The 21,132-nt window shown below is 68.5% G+C and carries 18 protein-coding genes; 8 read left to right on the forward strand and 10 right to left on the reverse strand.

What is annotated here, in order from left to right; genetic code table 11:
- Genes AC07NI_RS18280 through AC07NI_RS18290 form a run of 3 tightly spaced genes read left to right on the forward strand, consistent with a single transcriptional unit; the run spans position 1 to position 2,880 of the window.
- Positions 1–1,659: a nitrite/sulfite reductase gene (locus tag AC07NI_RS18280; protein WP_494621674.1), complete on the forward strand. Its 1,659-nt coding sequence runs from the start codon at positions 1–3 to the stop codon at positions 1,657–1,659.
- Entirely contained in the window at positions 1,643–2,149 is a 507-nt protein-coding gene (locus AC07NI_RS18285) for a DUF934 domain-containing protein (protein WP_494621676.1), read from the forward strand. Before AC07NI_RS18280 ends, AC07NI_RS18285 begins: the two co-directional genes overlap by 17 nt.
- Entirely contained in the window at positions 2,149–2,880 is a 732-nt protein-coding gene (locus AC07NI_RS18290) for a phosphoadenylyl-sulfate reductase (RefSeq protein ID WP_494621678.1), read from the forward strand. Before AC07NI_RS18285 ends, AC07NI_RS18290 begins: the two co-directional genes overlap by 1 nt.
- On the opposite strand, the gene AC07NI_RS18295 is transcribed toward AC07NI_RS18290, so the two are convergent.
- Positions 2,877–4,367 carry a serine hydrolase gene (locus AC07NI_RS18295; RefSeq protein ID WP_494621679.1) on the reverse strand — a complete coding sequence of 497 codons (1,491 nt, stop codon included), beginning with the start codon at positions 4,365–4,367 and terminating at the stop codon, positions 2,877–2,879. The two genes, AC07NI_RS18290 and AC07NI_RS18295, sit on opposite strands and share 4 nt — an antisense overlap.
- 62 nt (positions 4,368–4,429) lie before the next feature.
- Here AC07NI_RS18295 and AC07NI_RS18300 point away from each other — a divergent pair, with 62 nt between their 5' ends.
- Complete coding sequence (locus AC07NI_RS18300) at positions 4,430–4,930, forward strand: PadR family transcriptional regulator (RefSeq protein ID WP_494621681.1); 501 nt, start codon at positions 4,430–4,432, stop codon at positions 4,928–4,930.
- Positions 4,931–4,932: 2 nt separating this feature from the next.
- Here AC07NI_RS18300 and AC07NI_RS18305 read toward each other — a convergent pair whose 3' ends face one another.
- Both AC07NI_RS18305 and AC07NI_RS18310 read right to left on the reverse strand, forming a co-directional pair.
- The gene (locus AC07NI_RS18305; RefSeq protein WP_494621682.1) at positions 4,933–7,092 is read right to left on the reverse strand and encodes an acylase; all 2,160 of its coding nucleotides are present in this window, start codon (positions 7,090–7,092) and stop codon (positions 4,933–4,935) included.
- Between the two features lie 170 nt (positions 7,093–7,262).
- A complete protein-coding gene (locus tag AC07NI_RS18310) occupies positions 7,263–7,781 on the reverse strand; it encodes a 3D domain-containing protein (RefSeq protein ID WP_494621684.1) in 519 nt (172 codons plus the stop codon).
- 344 nt (positions 7,782–8,125) lie between these two features.
- On the opposite strand from AC07NI_RS18310, the gene AC07NI_RS18315 reads away from it, so the two are divergent.
- Both AC07NI_RS18315 and AC07NI_RS18320 read left to right on the forward strand, forming a co-directional pair.
- Positions 8,126–9,154 (forward strand): phospholipase C/P1 nuclease family protein, encoded by a 1,029-nt coding sequence (locus AC07NI_RS18315; protein WP_494621686.1) that lies wholly within the window; start codon positions 8,126–8,128, stop codon positions 9,152–9,154.
- A gap of 2 nt (positions 9,155–9,156) precedes the next feature.
- On the forward strand, positions 9,157–9,603 hold the full coding sequence (locus tag AC07NI_RS18320; RefSeq protein WP_494621688.1) for an NUDIX domain-containing protein: 447 nt from the start codon (positions 9,157–9,159) through the stop codon (positions 9,601–9,603).
- 1 nt (position 9,604) lies between these two features.
- Here AC07NI_RS18320 and AC07NI_RS18325 read toward each other — a convergent pair whose 3' ends face one another.
- From AC07NI_RS18325 to pepN, 6 genes are all read right to left on the reverse strand, one after another.
- The gene (locus tag AC07NI_RS18325; RefSeq protein ID WP_494621690.1) at positions 9,605–9,928 is read right to left on the reverse strand and encodes a UrcA family protein; all 324 of its coding nucleotides are present in this window, start codon (positions 9,926–9,928) and stop codon (positions 9,605–9,607) included.
- A 131-nt stretch (positions 9,929–10,059) separates the two neighbouring features.
- Positions 10,060–10,248: a hypothetical protein gene (locus tag AC07NI_RS18330; protein WP_494621692.1), complete on the reverse strand. Its 189-nt coding sequence runs from the start codon at positions 10,246–10,248 to the stop codon at positions 10,060–10,062.
- Positions 10,245–11,429, reverse strand: coding sequence for a PepSY-associated TM helix domain-containing protein (locus AC07NI_RS18335; RefSeq protein ID WP_494621694.1), 1,185 nt, complete (start codon positions 11,427–11,429; stop codon positions 10,245–10,247). The genes AC07NI_RS18330 and AC07NI_RS18335 overlap by 4 nt, the downstream gene beginning before the upstream one ends.
- Positions 11,339–13,504, reverse strand: a complete 2,166-nt coding sequence (locus AC07NI_RS18340) for a TonB-dependent receptor (RefSeq protein ID WP_494621696.1) — start codon at positions 13,502–13,504, stop codon at positions 11,339–11,341. The genes AC07NI_RS18335 and AC07NI_RS18340 overlap by 91 nt, the downstream gene beginning before the upstream one ends.
- Before the next feature lie 113 nt (positions 13,505–13,617).
- Positions 13,618–16,158, reverse strand: a complete 2,541-nt coding sequence (gene pleC / locus AC07NI_RS18345; RefSeq protein ID WP_494621698.1) for a cell cycle histidine kinase PleC — start codon at positions 16,156–16,158, stop codon at positions 13,618–13,620.
- A 150-nt stretch (positions 16,159–16,308) separates the two neighbouring features.
- On the reverse strand, positions 16,309–18,903 hold the full coding sequence (pepN, locus tag AC07NI_RS18350) for an aminopeptidase N (protein WP_494621700.1): 2,595 nt from the start codon (positions 18,901–18,903) through the stop codon (positions 16,309–16,311).
- 103 nt (positions 18,904–19,006) lie between these two features.
- Here pepN and AC07NI_RS18355 point away from each other — a divergent pair, with 103 nt between their 5' ends.
- Both AC07NI_RS18355 and AC07NI_RS18360 read left to right on the forward strand, forming a co-directional pair.
- Positions 19,007–19,903 carry a CPBP family intramembrane glutamic endopeptidase gene (locus tag AC07NI_RS18355; RefSeq protein ID WP_494621702.1) on the forward strand — a complete coding sequence of 299 codons (897 nt, stop codon included), beginning with the start codon at positions 19,007–19,009 and terminating at the stop codon, positions 19,901–19,903.
- Between the two features lie 106 nt (positions 19,904–20,009).
- Positions 20,010–20,660, forward strand: coding sequence for an OmpW/AlkL family protein (locus AC07NI_RS18360; RefSeq protein WP_494621704.1), 651 nt, complete (start codon positions 20,010–20,012; stop codon positions 20,658–20,660).
- A gap of 8 nt (positions 20,661–20,668) precedes the next feature.
- Here AC07NI_RS18360 and AC07NI_RS18365 read toward each other — a convergent pair whose 3' ends face one another.
- Entirely contained in the window at positions 20,669–21,082 is a 414-nt protein-coding gene (locus AC07NI_RS18365; RefSeq protein WP_494621706.1) for a GFA family protein, read from the reverse strand.
- Positions 21,083–21,132 lie beyond the last annotated feature (50 nt).

Raw genomic sequence — 21,132 nt, forward strand, 5'->3', positions numbered from 1 at the left:
ATGTACCAGTACGACCTCATCGATAAGGAATTCCTGGCCGACCGCTCGGCCGAGTTCCGGGGCCAGGTCGCCCGCCGCCTGTCCGGCGAGCTGACCGAGGACCAGTTCAAGCCGCTGCGGCTGATGAACGGCCTCTATCTGCAACTGCACGCCTACATGCTGCGCGTCGCCATCCCGTACGGCTCGCTGAACCCGACCCAGGCCCGTCGCCTGGCCGAGATCGCCCGCGACTACGACAAGGGCTATGGCCACTTCACCACGCGCCAGAACATCCAGTTCAACTGGATCAAGCTGAAGGACGCGCCGGAGATCCTGGACAAGTTGGCCGAGGTGGACCTGCACGCCATCCAGACCAGCGGCAACTGCATCCGCAACACCACGTCCGACCCCTATGCCGGCGCCACGGCCGAGGAGATCGACGATCCGCGCGTCTGGGCCGAGGTGATCCGCCAGTGGTCGACCCTGCACCCGGAATTCTCGTACCTGCCGCGTAAGTTCAAGATCGCCATCACCGCCGCCGCCAAGGACCGCACGGCGGCCAAGGTGCACGACATCGGCCTGCTGATGCGCCAGGGCCGTGACGGCCAGCTGGGCTTCGAGGTGATCGTCGGCGGCGGCCAGGGGCGCACGCCCTATGTCGGCCCGACCATCAAGCAGTTCCTGCCGACGGACCGTCTGCTGAGCTATCTGGAAGCGGTGCTGCGCGTCTACAACCGCCACGGCCGCCGCGACAATATCTACAAGGCCCGCATCAAGATCCTGGTCGCCGCCCTCGGCGCCGAGGAGTTCGCGCGCCAAGTGGAAGAGGAGTGGGAGAAGATCGACGCCGAGCGCGCCGACCTGCCCGCCGCCGAATACGCCCGCATCCGCGCCGCCTTCGCCACCACCACGTTCGAGGCCCTGCCGGCCCGCTCGGAAGCGTTCGAGGTCGCCAAGGCCAAGGACAGCGCCTTCGCCCGCTTCGTGCGCAACAATGTCCGCGCCCACAAGCAGCCGGGCTATGCGATCGTCGAGGTCTCGCTGAAGGCCGCCGACCAGACGCCGGGCGACGCCTCGGCCCACCAGCTGGAGGTCGTCGCCGACCTGGCCGAGCGCTATGGCCAGAACGACCTGCGCGTCACCCACGTGCAGAACCTGGTCCTGCCGCACATCAAGCAGGACGACCTGCCGACCGTGTTCGCGGTGCTGGAAGCAGCGGGCCTGGCCACGCCGAACATCGACCTGATCAGCGACATCATCGCCTGCCCGGGCCTGGACTATTGCGCGCTGGCCAATGCCCGCGCCATCCCGATCGCCCAGGACATCGCCCGCCAGTTCGCCGATCCCGATCGCGCCGAGAACGTCGGCGAGCTGAAGATCAAGATCAGCGGCTGCATCAACGCCTGCGGTCACCACCACGTGGCCCACATCGGCATCCTGGGCGTCGATAAGAAGGGCGAGGAATTCTATCAGCTGTCGCTGGGCGGTTCGGGCGCGGAAGACGCCTCGATCGGCAAGATCCTCGGCCCGGCGCTGCCCGCCGACAAGGTCGCCACGGCCGTCGACCAGCTGGTCGGCGCCTATCTGAACACCCGCGCCGACGGCGAGCGCTTCCTCGACACCTATCGCCGCGTCGGCCTCGAGCCCTTCAAGGAGGCGGTCTATGCCCAAGCTGATTGAGCTGGCCAACGGTGAAGCCCGCTGGGCCGACGACGCCTTCGTCAACGTCACCGACGAGGACGCCATCCCGGACTCGGGCGACGTGATCCTGTCCCTGGCCCGCTTCGAGGCCGAGGGCGACGCCTTGCTCTCCTCGAACAGCCGCCGGGTCGGCGTGCGCATCGAGTCGGATCAGGAGATCGAGGTCCTGGCCTATGACCTGCCGCGCATCGCGGTGGTGGCCCTGGCCTTCCCGAAGTTCCGCGACGGCCGCGCCTACACCTCGGCCCGCCTGCTGCGCGAGCGCTTCAAGTATGACGGCCAGATCCGCGCTGTGGGCGACGTGCTGCAGGAGCAGGTCGGCTTCATGGTCCGCTGCGGCTTCGACGCGTTCGAGCCGTCGGACGGCGCGACGCCCGAGGTGCTGACCAAGGCCGCCAACCGCTTCCGCCATGTCTATCAGCGCGCCGCCGACGCCAGAGCGATCGCGCTGGACGAAAGGGCGGTCTAGTGGCCTACGACCAGACCAGTGCTCACACCGGCGTCGCCGCTCGCCTCGACGCCGAACTGCGGGATGCCCATCCGGCGACGATCCTGCGCGCGGCTTACGAGCAGCTCGGCGACAAGCTGGCCCTGGTCTCGTCGTTCGGCGCGGAATCGGCGGTGCTGCTGCACCTGGTCTCGCAGGTCTCGCCGAACATCCCGGTGCTGTTCCTCGACACCGGCATGCTGTTTGGCCAGACCCTGGACTACCGCAAGACCCTGGCCGCGCGCTTTGGCCTGACCGACGTGCGCGACCTGCGCCCGGCCTTCGCCGACCTCGCCACTCAGGACCCGAAGTCGGACCTGTGGCGCACCAGCGTCGACGGCTGCTGCAACATCCGCAAGGTGCTGCCGCTGGACCGGGCCCTGGGCGGTTTCGACGGCTGGATCACCGGCCGCAAGCGCTTCCACGGCGGCGATCGCCTGAGCCTGCCGGTGGTCGAGGAGGCCGACGGCAAGCTGAAGTTCAACCCGCTGGCCAACTGGGGCAAGGCCGAGCTCGAAGCCTATGTCGCCGAGCACAACCTGCCGAGCCACCCGCTGGTCGCCCAGGGCTATGCCTCGATCGGCTGCTGGCCCTGCACCCAGCCGTCGGAAGACGGTCGCTCGGGTCGCTGGCAGGGCCAGGAAAAGACCGAGTGCGGCATCCACGTCGCCCGCGCGCCGGGGCTCGCGCCCAACGTCGGCGGCGACATCTAGGGTTTGGCCGACAGGCGCGCGATAGCAGCCCTGGAGTCCTGATTGTCCGAATTGAGCGCCACGGCCTTGCGATGCATCGCCAGGGCGTCGTCGCGCCGGCCCGCCTTCTCCAGCGCCTCGGCATAGCTGTTGTAGACATTGTCGCTGGCCGGGAAGAGGGCGGCGTTGACCTTGAAGGTCTCCAGGGCCTGGGGCAGGCGACCGTCCTCCAGCATTTCGTAGGCCAGGTTGTTCAGGTCGTTCTCGCGCAGCACGTAGTGGGCGGTGTCGTCGCGCAGGGCGGCCAGCTTGGCGAAGGCGGCGTCGGGACCCTGGGCCGTCAGGGTGCGGGCGTAGAGGCGGGCCAGGTTCAACGGCGCGTCCAGCGGTGGCTCGCCGTTCAGGATGCGCAGGGCCGAGAGGCCGGCCTTGTAGAGGCCTTCGCTGTTGGTGTTGTCCAGCACGATGACGGTGCGCTTCTCGTCCAGGGCGCGCAGGAAGATGGTGGCGCAGCCGGGCATGCCGCCGGTGTGCCAGACGACCTTGCCGTGGCTGCGGTCCTTGAAGATGAACCAGCCCAGGCCGTCCTCGGCCGGACCCATGCCGCCGATGTCGAGCCAGACCGAGACCGGCTGGCCGTCGGCGAGACGATCGGGCGTGTAGGCCAGTTCCTGGGTCTTGGCGCTCAGCAATTTGTTGGCCCGCAAAGCCTGGTCGAACTTCAGCAGGTCGCCGACGGTGGTCACTACGCCCGCCGCGCCCATGACGTTGGAGGCGTCGCCCTTCAGCCGGGTGCGGGTCGCGGCGTAGCGGGGCGCGTAGTCGTAGAGCCCGGCCGCGGTCTTCGAGGGATGGGCGGCGTTGGTGACATAGGTGTGGTTGAGGCGGGCGGGCCGGGCGATGTGGTCGCGGACATAGGCGTCAAAGCTTTGGCCCGAGACCGTCTCCACCAGGCGCGCCAGCAGATGGTAGCCGATATTGGCGTACCACCAGCGTTGGCCGGGCTGGAGCGGGAATGTGACCTTGTCGGCCTTGAGCGCCGGGACCAGGTCGGCCTGGCCCATCGGGCGCGGGGCGATGGTCTTCGCGTAGGCGGCCATGGTCGCTTCCAGGTCCTTGTCCGCGAGGCCGGACGTATGGCTGAGCAGCCGGCGGACCGTGACGGCGGGGTAGGGGAAGTCCTTCAGGTAGCGCGCGACCGGCGCGTCGAGGTCGACCTTCCCGCGCTCGACCAACTGCAGCACCGCCGTGGCGGTGAAGGTCTTGGCGACCGAGGCGACCTCGAACTCGGTGTCGAGGGTGTTGGGCTCGCGGGCCTCGAAGTTCGCGAAGCCGAAGCCCTTGGCGTAGACGACCTTGCCGTCCTGGGCGACCAGCACCGCGCCGTTCAGCCGGCCCTGCGCGGCCAGGCCGCTGTAATAGGCGTCGAGAGTCTGGGTGGGGGTCTCCGCCTGGGCTCGCCCCGTCATCAGGAGCACCGCAGCCAGTAGCGCCAGCATGGACCGCATCGAGGACTCCACTTATGATCCGTTTCGTATGGTCCGAATAGGACTATTTAAGGCGAGATGCAATGCTGACCGAACTCGAGGGCGCTGTGCTGTCCGAAATCCGCGATCGCGGCCGCAAGACCGCGTTCCAGGTGCGCAGCGCCTTCAAGAGCTCGCCGTCGGTGGAATGGAGCGGCAGCGCCGGCTCGGTCTATCCGGCCATCAAGCGGCTGGAGACAGCGGGCCTGATCGCGTCCGAGCCGCTGCCGGGCGGGCGTCAGGCCATGGCGCTGAAGGTGACGGAGGCGGGGGAGGCGGCGCTGGACGCGTGGGCCTCCGACCCGCAGCGCGCGGCGGGCGTGGGCCTCGACCCTTTCCGCCTGCGGTCGGGGATCTGGCTGCGGCTGGAGCCAGAAGCCCGGCGCAAGGCGCTGGACGGCGTCGCCGAGGCGATCCGGGCCAGCATCGCCGCGCACGAGCGCGAGATCGCGGCCGCCGATCCGATCGAGCGGCCGCGCATGATGCTGGCCTTGCGGCTCCAGCGTCTGCGGCTCGACTGGATCGAGGAGACGCTGAAGGCTTAGGCTTACTGTCCCGGCGTGTAGGTCTTCACCGCGTGGGCCTTCACGTCTTCCGGATAGAAGTAGACGTCGCGCAGGTTGCCCAGGCTGTAGCGCAGGGCCTGGTCGTTGAAGTGCGGGGAGGCCGGATCGCCGCTCTCGCCGCCGGCCGAGACGGCGCGGGCGCGGACCTTGTCGCCGAACTCGACGACCGCCACGAAGCTGTTGCCCAGGGTGCCGTAGTACCGCTTGGTTCCCGGATAACGCTTAGCTCCGAACGAGGCCAGCGAGCCCCACTGGGCGGAGGTGAAGGCCACCGGGATGCTGGGCTTGCTATCGTCGAAGGTCTGGACGATCGAGCCGTCGTTGCGCTGGAAGCGGTTGATCTCGCCCCACGGCGTCTTCCACGAGCCGAAGTCGGCGGTCAGGCGGTCCGACGCTTCCGCCAGCGCGGCCAGCTTGTCGGCGCCGCTCATCTTGTCGGCCATGTAGTCGTAGGGGCTGATCCCCGCCGCCTTGGCCGCCGGCGCGGCCTTGGCCCACATCGCCTCGCCCCAGAACACGGCCAGTGAGGTCTCGTTGGAGCGGGCCGACCACTTGCAGTCCCAGGCCTTCAAGGCCGCGACCTGCTCGGCGACCTTGGGGTCGGGCGCGGCGTCGTAGGCGGCGACCAGAGTCGGGACGAGGCGCGCGAAGGCGGTCAGATACGGGTCGTAGGCCGCCGCGATCAGACCGCCCAGGGTGAAGTCCTTGCGGTCCTTCAGCACCAGCGGCGCGTGGAGCCCGCGCGGGTTCTCGCCGGCCTGGTCCATGTATTTTGGAAAGTCGGCCTTCTTCGGGCTGTAGTCGCCGGCCGCGCCATAGGGCCAGTTGTTGCTGTTGAAGACCCAGCCATTCTTCGGGTTCAGCACGTGCGGGGCCTTGTCCAGCGGGGTGAGGCCCTTCCAGTCGGTGGCGGGGTCGGCGCCGTCGACCGGCTTGGTGTAGTCGAAGCGGTCGTCGCGCACCGGGATGAACTGCGGGTGCAGATAGGCGATCTGACCCTTGCTGTCGGCGAACAGGGTGTTGTTCGAGGAATTGGCCTTCAACTCGGCCACCTTCATGAACGACGCGTAGTCCGTGGCCTTGGTGCGCAGGAACGACTGCTCCAGCGCCGCCATCGGCTTGTTCATCAGGGCGATGCTGATCCACTTGCCGTCGGCCTCCCGGACGATCGGGCCATGGTGGGTCTTGAAGACGGTGAAGCGCTTGGTCGCCATCGCGCCGTCTGCGGTTCGGTAGGGGACGGCGATGACCTCGCTCTTCAGCGGCCGCAGCTCTTTCCCGTACTTGTAGAAGCGCTGGCCGTCCTTCTCGACGATCGTCTCGGCGAACTCGTCGACCACATCGACGCCGCTGGAAGTGTGCATCCAGCCGGCCTTGGCGTTGAAGCCCTGGTAGATGAAGAACTGGCCCCAGGTGGTGGCGCCATAGGCGTTGAGGCCCTCGTCGCTGGCCACTTGCATCTCCGAGCGGAAGAAGAAGCTGGTGTGGGGGTTGATCAGCAGCAGGGCGTGGCCGGCCAGGGTGTTCTGCGGGGCGATGGCGATGCCGTTCGAGCCCTTGGGCTCCTTGAACAGCAGGCCCTTCTCGTCGGCGGTCATGGCCAGCTGCCGCTGGCCGTAGAAGGCCTCCAGCTGGGTCAGGGCCACGCGCTCGATGTCGCCGCCGATGCTGCCTTCCGAGAAGCTCAGCGCCATCCACGGCTCGAACTTGGTGATGACCCTCGGCTTCACGTCCGGATGGGTGGCCAGATAGAAGTTCAGGCCGTCGGCCCAGCCGTTCATCAGCGCCTTCAGCCAGGTTGGGCTCTTGGCGTAGTCGGCCTTCAGCACGACCGGATCGATGAACAGCTTCTGGCGCAGGTCGGCCCAGATCGCCTTCTCGCCCTCGGCCTCGGCGGTGCGGCCCAGGGCGGTGATGAAGTTGGTCTCGACGCGGTTGAAGTCGTCCTCGGCCTGGGCGTAGGCCATGCCGAACACCGCGTCGGCGTCGGTCTTGCCGTGGATGTGGGCGATGCCCCAGTCGTCGCGGATGATCTGGACCTTGGCGGCCCGGGTCTTCAGGCGGGAGAGGTCGTCAGCGGCGTGGGCGGGGGCCGCGCACAGAAAGGTGGCCGCCAACAGGGCCATCGACAATTTGCGCATACTTTCCCCCAACACCGCTCATCCCCGCCCCCGGGTCGCGCGTAGCGCGCGCCCGAGGATAAACTCCAGCGGGGATCCAAGCCGAGTTTGGAGGTGATTTCCAGTCCGCGCCACAAGCAGAGAGTCAGCTTGGGTCCCCGCTTTCGCGGGGATGAGCGGATGGGAGCCGCTTATTGCGGCGGGCAGCCCTTGAATTCGCCGACCTTGCTGACCGACAGGCTGGAGAGGTCGACGCCGCCCAGGGCGCGCATCGAGCTGGCGCCGAAGCCGCTGAAGAGGTCCAGCTTCAGGCCCTTGATCGCGCCGCCGATGTCGGAGGCGTACCAGTAGCCGTCGTGGGTGGTGCCGTCGGGCATGGGCAGGCCGACGGTTTCCTTGATGAAGAGGACGGTACGGCGCGGGATCACCTTGGGATCGACGGCGACGGTGCGCATGGCCGCGACCTTGCAGCCCAGCGAGTCGAACGCGCGGATGCCCTTGGCGCCGGCGTGGTACATGGTCGCCCGCATGGTGAACTCGACCGAGCCGGGCAGGCCGCCGCCCAGGGCGGTGGTGATCAGGTCGCCCAGCGGGTCGATACGCGCGGCCGAAGCGGGCGCGGACTCCACGGGAGCGGCAAAGGCGAGGGCGGGAATGGCGAGTGCGGAGATGACCGCGGTGGCCAAAATTCCGGCGAGTTGGCGTCGCATCGAGGGGGACCTCTTATCGGCGTTGTCTGTCGGTTGGCGGCTTGGATATTCCGATCACGGACCCGTGACAACCCTGGGAGTCGATACGGCGCTGGCCGTGTTCCCTCGCCAGGCGAGAAAGCGACGTGGATTCAGGCGCTTGAAACGTGGCTGTAAGGGCGCACTTTTTTCGCTGAACGGAGCTTCACAGGAGGAACCCAAGCGATTGTGGCGACTCGCTTTTCGGTTCCCTGACCCGAAATACGGCCGCAACACTGGGCCGCTCTAGGTCCGCTGGCGCGCGACGCTGGCGGACATCGCCTCGGCGCCTTAAACCGCTTAGCCTGATCCTCGGAGCCTCTCCCTTGCGCCTGTCGTCCAGCCTGAAAGTCCTCCTCATCGCCGCCGCCGTGTCGACGCCGGCCGCACAGGCCTTCGCCTGGGGCTCGTCGGGCCACCGCGTCGTGGGCGTCGTCGGCGCCGAGAGCCTGCCGGCCGACGTGCCGGCCTTCCTGCGCACCCCGACGGCCATCGCCGCGATCGGCGAATACGCCCGCGAGCCGGACCGCTGGAAGGGCTCGGGCAAGATCCATGACACCGACCGCGACGCCGCCCACTTCCTGGACATCGACGACCAGGGCCGGATGTACGGTGGGCCGATGTTCACGGTGGCGACCCTGCCGCCGACCCGCGCCGACTACGAGAAGGCCCTGCAGGCTGCCGGCGTCGACAGCTGGAAGGCCGGCTACCTGCCGTACGCGATCATCGACGGCTACCAGCAGCTGGTGAAGGACTTCACCTACTGGCGCGTGCTGACCGCCGCGCTGAAGGTCGAGAAGGACAAGACCCGCCTGGCCTACTACAAGGCCGACCTGGTCCGCCGCGAGGCGCTGCTGGTCCGCGACCTGGGCGTCTGGGCCCACTATGTCGGCGACGGCAGCCAGCCGCTGCACCTGTCGGTGCACTACAACGGCTGGGGCGACTATCCGAACCCCAACGGCTACACCAACTCGCGTAGCACTCACGGCGCGTTCGAAGGCCCGCTGGCCAAGGCCGTCGGCGACGAGAAGTCTGTCAAGGCGCTGGTCCCGGCCTACAAGGCTTGCGACTGCTCGATCGAGACCCGCGTGGTCGGCTACCTGACCGACACCTGGAAGCAGACCGAGCCGCTGTACCAGCTGGAAAAAGCCGGCGGCATGGTCGAGACCGACCAACGCGCCAAGGACTTCGTGCGGGCCCGCATCGCGGCCGGCGCGGCGGCCCTGCGCGACCTGGTGACCGACGCCTGGCGCGAGAGCGCCAACGGCAAGATCGGCTATCGTCCTGAGATCAGCGTGGCCGACGTCGCGGCCGGCAAGGCCGATCCGTGGAACGACCTGTACGGCAAGGACTAAGGATGCTGGCGTTCGGCGCGCCCGTCGCGGGCAAGAGCTATAAGGACCGCGCCGCCGCCTTCGGCATCGCCGAGAACAGCCTGGGCCAGATCGCGCTGGCCCAGGTCACCAAGCCCGGCAAGGCTCCGTATTTCGACCTGCCGGGCGGGGCGGTGGACGGCGACGAGACTGAAGCAGAGGCGGTGGTGCGCGAGTTCGGCGAGGAGACCGGCCTGGTGGTCGAGGCCGGGGCCTTGGTCGAGACGGTCTCGCAGTTGTTCCTGAAGTCCGACGGCCAGCCGGTGCGGAACTTCGGCGGTATCTATGTCGTCCAGGTCACCGGCGAGAAGCCGGGCCTGAAGGTCGAGGACGACCACAAGCTGGTCTGGCTAGACCCGCGTGACGCGGTGGTCGCCCTCCGCCACGACGCCCATTCGTGGGCGGTCGCGGCGTGGCTGCGTAGAGGCTAGCTTAAGCGCCGCGACGGGCGATCCGCAGTTGAGCGGCTTGCTGCTTGGTCAGGGCGTGCTGCACGTCCTGGCGGAAGTCCATCTGGCAGGCCCGGGCCGACATGCCGGTCAGGCCCTGGGCGTCGCAGGCGCGGGCGCCGGCCATGTGGGCGCGACGAGCGAATTCCTGAGCATCGGTCGGGTTCGACAGGGTCAGGTCGCCGACCTGGATGCGGGCGATCGGCACGGCGCGCTCGCCGGCGTGGGCGGCGGTCAGGCCGATGATCGGGGTGGCGGCCAGGGCCAGGGTGGCGACGGCGGCGATGCGGCTGACGAGCTTGCTCATGATCTTTGTCCCTCTATTCGTGTGGCCGCCCGCGGCGGTCCGTTGAATGAAGGTGTAGTCGCCGGCCTCGCCGAATACCCGTTACGACTGCTTCATGACCTCGATTTAAGTCTATGAAACGAAAGTAATAATCATCGCCGACGGACGGCCAGGGCCCAGACCGTGGCCGCGACCGACGAGGCCAGGGTCACGGCCCCGACCACGTCCCAGACCCCATCGCCCAACAGGGCGGCGACCAGGCCGAACAGGCTGAGCGCGGCGATGACGATCGGCGCGCGGAACACCTGCCACAGGGTGAAGTGATGGCCGTTCTTCTTCATCGGGCCGGTTTCCGCTTGGCCAGCCACAGATAGAGGCCCGAGCCCAGGATCACGATCGTGGCCATATCGAGCAGCCCCCAGAGAATCTTCAGCGCGATGCCGCCGTAGTCGCCGAAGTGCAGCGGCTGCGACAGCGACAGGGTCTTCACGTACCAGGGCGTGGGTGCGACGGCGGCCAGCTGGCCGGTGCGGGCGTCGATCAGGGCCGGGGTGGTCAGGTGGGCGGTCACCGGCGTGTCGCCGTGGAAGAACACCGCGTAGTGGTGGTCGGTCGAATAGGTCGAGCCGGGGAAGGCCACGAACTGCAGCTGCATGCCGGGCAGGGCGACCTTGGCGCGGTCGACGGCGGCCTGCAGCGAGCTGCGCTGGCCGGCCGGAACGGGCTTATCGTAGGCCCGCGTCAGCTCCTTCAGCGCCGTGTTCTTCCAATAGTCGATGATCGGCGTGGCCAGGGTGTTGACGACGCCCGTGGTCCCGACCACCAGCACCCAGGCCAGGGTCACCGCGCCCAGCAGGTTGTGGTAGTCGAGCCAGCGCGTGCGGGCCTGCTTGGTCGCTCGCACCGTGCCGAACGGCAGACGGCGCATGAACGGCGCGTAGAGCACCACGCCCGAGACCACGGCCACGATCAGCAGCAGGCCCATCGCGCCCAGGAACAGCATCCCCGGCAATCCTAAGAACATGTCGGTGTGCAGCTGGAGCAGGAACTCCATGACCGGATGGCCAGCCACGGACGGGGCGGCGTCACCGCTGGTCTGGTCGATGGGCTGGAAGCTGTAGGAGCCTGCCTTGTCGCCCGGCTTGATGCTGGTGACGTTCACCACCGGCCGGTCCTCGTCGAAGCTCATGAAGGCCGGAACCTCGCCCGGCTTGCGGGCGAGGGCGGCGTCCAGCACCTGGTCGAGGTTCAGCTTCGGACCGTTCGGATGGGCGGGCTGCCAGGCCTCCTGCATCAGCACGTGCTCGATCTCGTGCTTGAACACCAGCGGCAGGCCCGTGACGCACAGCATCAGCAGGAAGGCGGTCGAGACCAGGCTCGACCACTTGTGCGCCCACGACCAGGCCCGGAGCGTGGACGCCTTCATCCGCCTTAGAAGTCCGTGGTGAGCGAGACGCGCAGGGTGCGCGGGGCGCCCAGCGTCAGGTAGTTGGCGTTCGGATAGCCGCCGACGGCCACCCACTGGTCCTTGTTGCCCAGGTTCTCGACGCGGGCGCGGATGGTCATGGCCTTGCCGCCGGCCTCGAAGGCGTAGCGGACGCCGGCGTCGAAGCGGGTGAAGGAGGCCAGATCGACGGTGTTGGTCCCGTTGGCCGGCTGCGCGCCCGTGTGGGTCATGCGGCCCTCGACGGTCAGGCCGGCGACGGCCTTCACGTCCCACTCGACGTTCACATTGGCCTGGAAGTCCGGCACGCCGATCGGCGACTTGCCTTCCAGCGTGGCGTCCAGGGCCTTGTTGACCTTGGCGTCCAGCCAGGTGGCGCCGCCCAGGACGCGGAGGCCCTCGGCCGGCTGGCCGTAGACGGTCAGCTCGACGCCCTTGTTCTCCTGCTCGCCGCCCGAGGTGTAGGTGCGGCTGCTGGCCACGAAGAACTCGTTGGGCTGCTTGACGCGGAACAGCGAGACCGAGCCGCCGAACGTGCCGGCGTCGTATTTGGCGCCGACCTCGGCCTGCTTGCCGCGGAACGGCGCGAGGATGTCGCCGGCATTGGCCACGGCGACACCGTTGACCTGGGCCGGGGCGACCTTTCCGGGCACCAGGCTCTCGGCGTAGTTGGCGTACAGCGAGACCTGGGTGCTGGGCTTGAACACCGCGGCGAGGGCCGGGGTGGTGGCGTCGCCGTCATAGGCGGCGTTGCGGGCGCCGGTGTTGTAGTCGTACGAGCGCGTCGAGACGTCCTGGTAGCGCAGGCCGGCGGTCAGCAGCAGCTTGTCGTCCAGCAGCGACACGGTGTCGGCGACAGCGACGCTGCGGTTCTTGGCGCGTTCGGTGACGTTCGGGTCCGACTTGCTGCCGCCGACGAAGAAGTTCGGGTTCGGGGCGGCGACATCGACCGGGTTGTAGAGGTCGCTGGCGAAACCGGCGAAGTTGGAGAAGGCGTAGGCGTTCTTCGACTTCAGGCTGACCGAGGCGACCGAGGCCACCAGGCTGTGGCCGATCGAGCCGGTGGTGAACTTGCCGCGCAGGCCCGCGTCGGCCGAGACGACCTCGTCCTTGCGGACATTGTCGAAACGGTAGGCGCTGATGGCGCCATTCGGCTGGGCCGTCGGGTTGGCCAGGACGTTGTCTTCCTTGCCCTTGCGGCCGCCGATGGCCGCCCAGGCGCTGACATTGTCGGTCAGGTCGAACTCGCCGCGCGCCGCGCCGAACAGCTGGCGCTCGTCGGTATAGGTCCAGGGCTGGGCGAAGTTGCCGCCCGCGTCCGGAGCCTTGGGGATCGCGCCGGTCGGGGTGACGGTCGGGCGCGGGGCGTCGATCTGGTGGTCCTGGAAGCCGATGTCGGCCGAGAAGCGGGCGCGGTCGCCGCGACGGTCCAGGCCCAGACCCACGACCTTCAGATTGCGCTTCTCGTTGTCGACGGCGGTTTCGCCATCACGCAAGGAGAGGTTCAGGCGCGCGCCATAGGCGTTGTCCTCGCCGAAGCGGCGCGAGACGTCGGCCGAGCCGTAGAACTGCGAGCCGCCGTCCCAGCCGGCGGTCAGGCGGGTGAGGGGATTGGTCCCGGCGCGCTTGGGCATCAGGTTGAAGGCGCCGCCGACGCCGCTGCCGCCTGGGGCCGCGCCGTTCAGGAAGGCGTTGGCGCCGCGGAACACGTCCACGCGCTCGACCAGCTCGGCGGCCACGAACTGCCGGGGCAGCACGCCGTAGAGGCCGTTATAGGTCATGTCGTCGGAGTACACGGGGAAGCCGCGCACGACGTACAGTTCCTGGAAATTGCCGAAGCCCTTTGAGACCCGCACGGTCGGATCGTTCTGCAGGACGTCGGCGATGCTGCGGGCCTGCTGGTTGCGGACCAGCTCTTCCGTGTAGCTTGTGATCGCGAACGGCGTGTCCATGGTGTCCAGCGCGCCCAGCAGGCCGACGCGGGCGCCGGCCGCCACCTGGCCGCCGGAATAGACGGGCGGCAGGCGCACCTGCGAGCCGGTGATCACCACCTCGTCGACCTTGGTCTCGTCCGCCTGCCGCGCGAAGGCGGGAGCCGCCAGGACCGAGCCCAGCAGGGCGGACGACAGCAGAAGGGCGAGGCGGAGGGACATGGTGAATCCTGATATTGCGAGTGCGTCGCAATATCCGCTATCCCTCACGCTTACAATAGTCTGATCCTCGTCCCGAGGATTCAGCGGCGATTTCAACTACGTAAGGGGAAAGCCTAGGCCGCCACGAAGTCGCGGACGGCTTTGTGTTCGCTCTGGCGGACGGGCAGGGTGAAGCTGACCGTGGTGCCTTCGCCGGGCTGGGAGTGCATCTCCAGCAGGCCGTCGTGCATGGTGATCAGCGACTTGGTCAGGGCCAGGCCCAGGCCCGTGCCTTGCGTGGTCTTGGAGAACTGGCTCTCGACCTGTTCGAACGGCTTGGCCAGGCGCGCGAGGTCTTCCTTGGCGATGCCGATGCCGGTGTCGGTCACCGACACCTTGACCATGTCGCCGAATGGATCGCGGCGCAGCTCGGCGCTGACCGTGACGCTGCCGGCGCGCGGGGTGAACTTGATGGCGTTGGACAGCAGGTTCAGCAGCACCTGCTTGACCGCCCGGTAGTCGGCCTCGATCTCGGGCAGGTGCGGGAACTCGACGTTCAGCTTCAGGCCGGCGGCCTCGGCGCGGTTGCGGACCAGGCGCACGGCGTCCTCGGCCACGTCCTCCAGGTGCATCGGCTCGAACTTGAGGTTCATCTTGCCGGCCTCGATCTTCGACATGTCGAGGATGTCGTTGATCAGCGCCAGCAGGTGCTGGCCCGACGAGTGGATGTCCTGGCTGTAGCCCTTGTAGCGCGCATCGCCGAGCTGGCCGAACATCTCGTTCATCATGATCTCGGAGAAGCCGTTGATGGCGTTCAACGGCGTGCGCAGCTCATGGGACATGTTGGCCAGGAACTCGGACTTGGCCTTGTTGGCGCTCTCGGCCTTGACCTTCTCGGTCTCGTACTTGCGGGCCAGCTCGGCCAGCTGCTCCTGAGAGCGCTCCAGGCCGGTGATGGCGCTCTGCAGCTGCTCCTCGTTGAGGCGGCGGGCTTCTTCCTGGGTCTTGATGGCCGTGATGTCGGCGGCGGTCATCACCAGGCCGCCTTCGGCTGTGCGGCGCTCGCTGATCTGGATCCAGCGGCCGTCCATCAGTTCGGCCTCGCGCACGCCCTTGGCGCCGTCTGGCGCGGGCTGGTCGTGCTTGATGGCCAGGGCGGCGAAGCGGTTGACCTCGGCGCGGGCGGCGCCGGGCTTGAGCAGTTTCGGTTCGAGCGAGAAGACGCTGCGGTAGTTGCGGTTGCACATCAGCAGCCGGCCCTGGCGATCCCAGAGGACGAAGGCTTCCGACACGCTCTCGATGGCGTCGCGCAGGCGGTTCTCGGCGGCCTGGGCGCGGGCCTGGGCCAGGCGCTCCTCGGTGACGTCCAGGGCCACGCCGATGATCCGGACATAGCCGTCGGCGCCGGGCTTGCCGAAGCCCTGGCCGCGGGCGTCGATCCACAGCGAGCGCGCGCCGTGCTCGGTGGCCGGCACGCGGAACGAGACGTCGAAGGCGCCGTACATGGCGGCGTTGGCCAGGGCCTGGCGCACCCGCTCGCGGTGGTCGATGGAAATCCGCTCCAGCAGGTCCTGGCCCGAAACGACGCCGCCGCCGCCCCAGCCGAACATCGCGCCGGTGACGTCGGACAGATAGACTTGGTCGGCGTTGAGGTCCCACTCCCAGATGCCGCAGCGGGCGGCCTCGACGGCGAGGCGGAAGCGCTGCTCGCTGTCGATGAATTCGCGGTGGGCCAGCTCGGCCTTGCGGCTCTGGATCATCAGCAGCAGCGCGAGCGCGATGCCGACGGCCAATGGAGCCAGCAGGTTGATGGCGCCTTCCATGACCTGGCGGTCGACATTGGCGACGCTGCGGGTCGGGGCCGCGGCCAGGACCAGCAAGGCGCCTTCGGCCACCGGGCGCACGGCGACGTCCAAGGTCGCGCCGTCGGCGGCCTGGCCGCGCAGGGCGACGGGACCGCCGGCGACATCCTCGGGGGCCAGGGCGAAGGCTTCGCGGAAGGTGGCGGCGCCTTGCGCGCCGCGACCGCGGGCGGCGATCAGCGCGCCGTTGGGCAGGGCCAGGGCCCCACTGTCGCCCTTGTCGGGCTCGTCGATCAGGCGCGTGGCGTCGCCGCTGGCGATGACGAAGGCGCGGGTCTTGTCCAGGGTGGCGGTGGTGGCGACGTAGAGCCGGCCGGTGTCGCCGACCGAACCGGTCCAGGTGGTGCGGCCCGAGGCGGCGGCGGCCTGGGCGGCGGCCTTCCAATCGGCGCCGTCGTCGCGGCCGGCGACGGAGACGACGCCGGTCGGGCTGACCACGGCGACGGCCGCGGCCTCGCCGCCGGCGGCGCGCAAGGCGGTCTCGGCGGCGTCCATGGTGGCGGCCGGATCGCGCTTGATCATGTCGGCGGCGGCCGAGAGACCGGCGCGCTGGGCGGCGAGATTGGCCTCGACGCGGCCGGCGATCAGCCCGGCCTTGGCCGACAGCGGCGCGCCGCCCGGCTGGGCCGAGGCGTCGTCCTGCAGGCGCTTGACGCCGAAGGCGGTGTAGACGGCCAGCAGCAGCAGGGCGGCCAGGATGGCAATGCGGATGAACGCCTGTGACGGCGCCTGGACGGACTTGGCGCGCACGGCCGCGGGCGCGGCCGGTCCGGCAGACGCCGGTCCCCCGTGTCTCGCTAAGCCCCTGTCCAAACCCGTAAAGCTCCTGCCATCGCGGCGAGTCACTTCGCCGAGATGGTGAATCTAACTTACCGGCCGGGACCGCGTCACGGTCGGAAAGGCGGATTCGGTGTGTGTGAGCCTATTGGTCGCAATCCCAGGCTGACTCGACTCGTGAAATCCTCACCCGTTCAGGGCCTTGGTCGCCAGCTCCAGCACGTTCTTGGACAGGTCCGGATGGGCCGCGACCCGCTCCAGCTGCTCGCGCATGCGCTGACCCAGTTCGGGCTTGTAGCGCCGCCAGTTGCACAGCGGCTCGGCCAGGCGCGCCGCCGTCATCGGGTTGAAGCCGTCCACCGCCAGGATCTGGTCGGCCAGGAAGCGGTAGCCCGCGCCGCTGGGATCGTGGAACCGCGATGGGTTGAAGCTGGCGAAGGTCGAGACCAGGGCCCGCAGGCGGTTGGGATTGGTCGGCTCGAAGTCCGGGTGCTGGGTGAGAGCGATGACCCGCTCCAGGGCGTCTTCGTTCGGGTCGCGGCCCTGGACCGAGAACCACTTGTCCAGCACCAGCGGCTCGACCTGCCAGGCGCGATGGAACTTGCTCAGGGCCAGGTCGCGGGACGCGCCGCCGACCACGACCAGCGGATAAAGGCCGCCCATCGCGTCGGTCATGTTGCGGCCGGTGTCGAAGTGGGCGGTCAGGCGGGCCACGTTGTCCGCATGCGGATCGGCCGCCAGCACGTCGGCGCAGCCGTTGCGCAGGGCGCGGCGGCCGGCGGCCTCGGCGCTGGCCGAGAACTCGCCCTCGCTCTGCATCTCGCCATGCAGGCGACGCAGCAGGTCGCCCAGATGGACGGCGATGCGGGTGCGCAGGGTGTTGCGGGCCGCGTGCAGGGCCGGCGGATCGGCCGGCTCTGACATCAGGGCCAGGTCCGGCTCTGACGGCAGGGCCAGCAGCAGGGCCTTGAAGGCCGGCTCGGAGGCGCCATCGACCAGGGCGCGGCCCAGGGCGTCGGCATAGCGCTCCTCGCCCAGCTCGTCGGGCGTCCCGGCGGCGCGGGCCAGGATCAGATCGCGGGCCAGGGTCTGGCCGGCTTCCCAACGGTTGAAGAGGTCCGGGTCGGCGGCGAACAGCACGTAGCGATCGGCCGGCCGCGCGTCGGTCGACAGGTTCACCGGCGCCGAGAAGCCGCGCAGGGCCGACAGGACGGGCGCGCTGGCGACATTGTCCCAACGGACGGTCAGGGTCTCGGTGTCCAGCAGCACCACCTCGGTGTCGCGCAGCACCGCGCCGGTTTCCGACAGCAGGCCGATGGCGATCGGGATCGGCAGGGCCTTCTTGTCCGGCTGGCCCGGCGTCGGGGCGGTCGCCTGCGTGAAGTGCAGGGTCACGGCCTTGGCGGCGGCGTCATAGTCGGTCTCGATGGTCACCGCCGGGGTGCCGGCCTGCTCGTACCAGCCGAAGAAGTTCGTCAGGTCGCGGCCCGAGGCCTCGGAGAAGCAGGCGATGAAGGCCTCGACCGTGGTCGCCTGGCCGTCGTGGCGTTCGAAATAGAGGTCGCTGCCCTTCCGGAACGCCGCCGCGCCCAGGATGGTCTTGAGCATGCGGATGATCTCCGAGCCCTTCTCGTAGATCGTCGCGGTGTAGAAGTTGTCGATCTTCAGATAGCTGGACGGCCGCACGGGGTGGGCGAGGGGACCGGCGTCCTCGGCGAACTGCCGTGCGCGCAGGGCCCGAACGTCCTTGATCCGCTGCACGGTCGCCCCGCGCTGGTCGGCGCTGAAGCTCTGGTCGCGGAAGACCGTGAAGCCCTCCTTCAGGCACAGCTGGAACCAGTCGCGGCAGGTGATGCGGTTGCCGGTCCAGTTGTGGAAGTACTCGTGGGCCACGACCGCCTCGATGCGCTCGTAGTCCAGGTCGGTGGCCGTCTGCGGATCGGCCAGCAGCAGGGAGCTGTTGAAGATGTTCAGCCCCTTGTTCTCCATGGCCCCGAAGTTGAAGTCGCGCACGGCGACGATCATGAACAGATCGAGGTCGTATTCGCGGCCGAAGGTGTCCTCGTCCCACTTCATCGCCCGCTTGAGGCTGTCCAGCGCATAGGCCGCGCGCGAGGCCTGGCCGGGGTCGACGAAGATCTTAAGCACCACCTCGCGGCCGCTCATCGTCGTGAAGCGGTCGGCCAACACGTCCAGGTCGCCGGCCACCAGGGCGAACAGGTAGCTGGGCTTGGGGAAGGGATCGACCCATTCGGCGAAGTGGCGCAGGTCGCCCAGCGAGCCCTGGTCGACCAGGTTGCCGTTGCTGAGCAGGTGCGGGAACTTGCTGTCGGCCTCGATCCGCACGCTGTAGCGGCTGAGCACGTCGGGCCGGTCGGGGAAGTAGGTGATGGTGCGGAAGCCCTCGGCCTCGCACTGGGTGCAGAAGCGGCCGCCGGACATGTAGAGGCCCATCAGCGCCTTGTTGGCCGACGGATCGATCTCGACCTCGGTGGTCAGGACGAACTGGTCGGGGACCTCGTGGATCGTCAGGTGCTCGGGATCGACAGCGTACTGGTCGGCGCTCAACGCCTGGCCGTCGATGGCGACCGACAGCAGCTTCAGCCGCTCGCCGTTCAGCACCAGGGCCTCGCCCTTGGCGCCGGTCCGCCGCACTGAAAGCTCGGCCTTCACCCGCGTCTGGGAGGGCTGCAGGTCGAAGACCAACCGCGTCGTCTCGATGGCGAACGGGAACGGGCGGTAGTCCGCCAGACGGACGGCTTGGGGCGTATCGGTGCGCATCCCTCTAACCTAGTCGTCCGGGGCGACCTCCGCGAGAGGACCTTGACGGCCAAGCCCGAATTATTGGTCAGTGACCGTTCGAGTTTGGGGGAGGGGCTTTGCCATGGCGAACGAGATGACGGGCCTGGAAGTCGGCCACAAGCGGTTCCTGCATCCCGGGCCGCTGCGCTGGCTGCGGGCGACGGGCTGGATGCTGCTGCTCTTCGTGCTGTTCAGCCTCGTCTATGCGGGCGCCCAGGGCGTGGCCAATCCGATGTTCAAGAAGGGCGGCCATGTTCTCGAGGTCGTCGAGGTGCTGGCGATCTGCTGCGCGGGCTTTGGCCTCTATGCCGGCGCGGTCAGGCTGGCCGAGGGGCGCTGGCCCGAGGAGCTCGACCTGCGCCGGATGCCGGCCGAGCTTGGCATCGGCCTCGTCATTGGAGCGGCGATGCTGAGCGTGGCCGTGGGCGGGCTCTACGTCCTGGGCGTCTACGACATCAGCGGTCCGCGCGCGGCCTCGGCCTGGGCCACGGTCGCCATGGCCATCGAGTCTGGCTTCATGGAAGAGCTGATCATGCGCGCCATCCTGCTGCGTCTCTTGATGCGGGCCTTCGGGATCTGGCCGGCGCTGGTCGTGCAGGCGGCGCTGTTCGGCGCGGCCCATCTGGCCAATCCCAACGCCACCCCGGTCGCCGCCGCGGCCATCGCCGTCGAGGCGGGCCTGATGCTGGCCGGCTTCTACCTGCTGACCGGACGCCTGTGGATGTCGGTCGGCGTCCACGCGGCCTGGAACTTCACGCAAGGCTGGGTCTGGGGCGCGTCGGTGTCGGGCATCCCGGTCACCGAGAGCTGGCTGGTCAGCAAGCCCAAGCCCGGCGCGTCTGAACTGCTGAGCGGCGGCGCCTTCGGTCCCGAGGCCTCGCTGCCGGCCATGGTGGTCGGCACGCTGGTGGCGATCGTCGTGCTGCGCATGGCCTGGAAGAAGGGCAACTTCGAAGCCCGCTCCGACGTGGCTACGTAATAACCGCAAACTTTTTATGGTCTTTTCTTGAGCCGGGTCAACGAAGCCGGCCGGACGCGGGCGCACACCCCTTTTCGACGCAACGAACGTCGAGAAGGGGATACCGATGACCACCAAGCTCTTCCTGGCCCTGACCGTAGCCGCCGGCCTCGGCGCGACCTCGGCGATGGCCGCCGAACCCGTCACGCCCAAGGCCAAGGGCGACATCGTCCTGAACGTCCGCGTGACCGACGTCGCGCCGGACGCGGGAAATCCGATCCTGACCGCCGCCGGCGCGGCCACCGGCCTGAAGGCCGACGTCAAGGACGACATCAAGCCGACGATCGGCCTCAGCTACTTCCTGACAGACAAGCTGGCCGTCGAGGTGATCGCCGGCACCACCCAGCACACGGTCAAGGCCGTGGGCGCGGGCACGGACGTGGCGGTGCACAAGACCTGGGTCCTGCCGCCGGTCGTGTCGCTGCAGTACCACCCGCTGCCCGGCGCGCGCTTCAGTCCCTATGTCGGGGCGGGCCTGAACTACATGCTGTTCTACAGCGGCAAGGACAAGAACGGCTTCACCGTCGATCTGGACAACGGCTTCGGCTACGCCCTGCAAGCCGGCGCGGACATCCCGATCAACGCCGCCTACAGCCTGAACCTGGACGTCAAGAAAGTGTGGTTCGACACCGACGCCAAGATCAACGGCGGCGCGCTGAAGTCCAAGGTCAAGCTGGACCCGCTGGTGGTCTCGGTCGGCTTCGGCCGACGGTTCTAGCCAGCAGACTACCCAGGCATCGCCTCGAACTGGGGAAGGTCCAGCGCCTTTACCCAGGGCAGGCGGCGCTTGGTGAACATCTCCAGCTTGGGCGCGAAGCCCTTCGGGTCGTCCAGGGCGCCCAACTGGACGAAGACCGCGCCTGGGAAGGTGTCGAGATTGCTAGTGAACAGCCGCGCGCCGCAGGCCGTGCAGACATTGCGGTCCAGATGGCCGCCGGAGTCGGCGACATAGTGGAACGGCCTGACCTCGCCTCGGGTCAGGGTGAAGTCGTGGGCGGGGACGCCAAAGAACACGGCTGCCTCGCCACCCGACGCCTTCTTGCAGTCCAGGCAATGGCACATGGCGATGAAGTCGGGATCGGCGTCGAACTCGAACGTGACGGCGCCGCAGGCGCAACGCGCGGTATGCTTCTTCACCATCCTGATCGTCCTCCTGCTCGCCCGGCGAAGGCGCCGAGCGTGGTCAAGAT

It is taken from the genome of Caulobacter sp. GW821-FHT10E02 (genome assembly GCF_059415225.1).

Excerpts from the sequence above, each read along its gene's own strand:
- AC07NI_RS18285 (WP_494621676.1), top strand. The coding sequence starts at position 1,643 with ATGCCCAAGCTGATTGAGCTGGCCAACGGTGAAGCCCGCTGGGCCGAC.
- AC07NI_RS18365 (WP_494621706.1), bottom strand. The coding sequence starts at position 21,082 with ATGGTGAAGAAGCATACCGCGCGTTGCGCCTGCGGCGCCGTCACGTTC.
- AC07NI_RS18340 (WP_494621696.1), bottom strand. The coding sequence starts at position 13,504 with ATGTCCCTCCGCCTCGCCCTTCTGCTGTCGTCCGCCCTGCTGGGCTCG.
- AC07NI_RS18325 (WP_494621690.1), bottom strand. The coding sequence starts at position 9,928 with ATGAGCAAGCTCGTCAGCCGCATCGCCGCCGTCGCCACCCTGGCCCTG.
- AC07NI_RS18280 (WP_494621674.1), top strand. The coding sequence starts at position 1 with ATGTACCAGTACGACCTCATCGATAAGGAATTCCTGGCCGACCGCTCG.
- AC07NI_RS18305 (WP_494621682.1), bottom strand. The coding sequence starts at position 7,092 with ATGCGCAAATTGTCGATGGCCCTGTTGGCGGCCACCTTTCTGTGCGCG.
- pepN (WP_494621700.1), bottom strand. The coding sequence starts at position 18,903 with ATGCGCACCGATACGCCCCAAGCCGTCCGTCTGGCGGACTACCGCCCG.
- AC07NI_RS18320 (WP_494621688.1), top strand. The coding sequence starts at position 9,157 with ATGCTGGCGTTCGGCGCGCCCGTCGCGGGCAAGAGCTATAAGGACCGC.
- AC07NI_RS18300 (WP_494621681.1), top strand. The coding sequence starts at position 4,430 with ATGCTGACCGAACTCGAGGGCGCTGTGCTGTCCGAAATCCGCGATCGC.
- AC07NI_RS18360 (WP_494621704.1), top strand. The coding sequence starts at position 20,010 with ATGACCACCAAGCTCTTCCTGGCCCTGACCGTAGCCGCCGGCCTCGGC.
- AC07NI_RS18310 (WP_494621684.1), bottom strand. The coding sequence starts at position 7,781 with ATGCGACGCCAACTCGCCGGAATTTTGGCCACCGCGGTCATCTCCGCA.
- AC07NI_RS18355 (WP_494621702.1), top strand. The coding sequence starts at position 19,007 with ATGGCGAACGAGATGACGGGCCTGGAAGTCGGCCACAAGCGGTTCCTG.
- AC07NI_RS18295 (WP_494621679.1), bottom strand. The coding sequence starts at position 4,367 with ATGCGGTCCATGCTGGCGCTACTGGCTGCGGTGCTCCTGATGACGGGG.
- AC07NI_RS18330 (WP_494621692.1), bottom strand. The coding sequence starts at position 10,248 with ATGAAGAAGAACGGCCATCACTTCACCCTGTGGCAGGTGTTCCGCGCG.